This is a genomic window from Pseudomonas sp. SIMBA_067 (assembly GCF_046534675.1).
GTDB classification, from domain to species: Bacteria; Pseudomonadota; Gammaproteobacteria; order Pseudomonadales; family Pseudomonadaceae; genus Aquipseudomonas; species Aquipseudomonas putida.
Map to the genome: position 1 here is coordinate 1 of NZ_JAWRYH010000040.1, position 714 is coordinate 714.

1 pseudogene is annotated in these 714 nt (G+C 56.6%); it reads left to right on the forward strand.

Features of this window, described 5'->3' with window-relative positions:
• A pseudogene (gene lacI, locus SB765_RS27950) lies at window positions 1–612 on the forward strand (DNA-binding transcriptional repressor LacI); the annotation flags it as partial.
• Between the last annotated feature and the right edge of the window lie 102 nt (window positions 613–714).

Sequence of the window (714 nt, forward strand, 5' to 3'; positions counted from 1 at the left end):
AGTATTATTTTCTCCCATGAAGACGGTACGCGACTGGGCGTGGAGCATCTGGTCGCATTGGGTCACCAGCAAATCGCGCTGTTAGCGGGCCCATTAAGTTCTGTCTCGGCGCGTCTGCGTCTGGCTGGCTGGCATAAATATCTCACTCGCAATCAAATTCAGCCGATAGCGGAACGGGAAGGCGACTGGAGTGCCATGTCCGGTTTTCAACAAACCATGCAAATGCTGAATGAGGGCATCGTTCCCACTGCGATGCTGGTTGCCAACGATCAGATGGCGCTGGGCGCAATGCGCGCCATTACCGAGTCCGGGCTGCGCGTTGGTGCGGATATCTCGGTAGTGGGATACGACGATACCGAAGACAGCTCATGTTATATCCCGCCGTTAACCACCATCAAACAGGATTTTCGCCTGCTGGGGCAAACCAGCGTGGACCGCTTGCTGCAACTCTCTCAGGGCCAGGCGGTGAAGGGCAATCAGCTGTTGCCCGTCTCACTGGTGAAAAGAAAAACCACCCTGGCGCCCAATACGCAAACCGCCTCTCCCCGCGCGTTGGCCGATTCATTAATGCAGCTGGCACGACAGGTTTCCCGACTGGAAAGCGGGCAGTGAGCGCAACGCAATTAATGTAAGTTAGCTCACTCATTAGGCACCGGGATCTCGACCGATGCCCTTGAGAGCCTTCAACCCAGTCAGCTCCTTCCGGTGGGCGCG